The organism is Alitiscatomonas aceti, assembly GCF_025567195.1.
In the GTDB taxonomy this organism is placed as follows: Bacteria; Bacillota; Clostridia; order Lachnospirales; family Lachnospiraceae; genus Alitiscatomonas; species Alitiscatomonas aceti.
Map to the genome: position 1 here is coordinate 1 of NZ_JAOQJF010000100.1, position 311 is coordinate 311.

General features: G+C 45.7%; 1 pseudogene. It reads left to right on the forward strand.

The features are described from left to right. Window positions 1–121: 121 nt before the first annotated feature. A pseudogene (locus OCV69_RS16680) lies at window positions 122–311 on the forward strand (peptidoglycan-binding protein); the annotation flags it as partial.

A 311-nucleotide genomic window follows, 5' to 3' on the forward strand; every position in this document is an offset into this window, starting at 1 on the left:
ATTTACACAAGCCCTTTTTTGAAATTTTTTTGTTTTTTTGAATGATTCTTTCTATTTGACAGGGAAACTCCATCCGTCCTGGCGCATATGCTATCCTAACATTCTTTATTATGAGGCAGACATGGCACAAGGTTATCTGCAGGTAGATGTGGTTTCAGATACAAATAATTTTCCGGTCACAGATGCCAGCATCTCCATATCAAAGACAGAGACGCCGGAGGAGATTCTGGAGGAAGTGAGGACAGACAGCTCCGGCCAGACAGAAAATGTGGCTCTGGAAGCCCCTCCGGCGGAGCTTAGCCTGGCTCCGT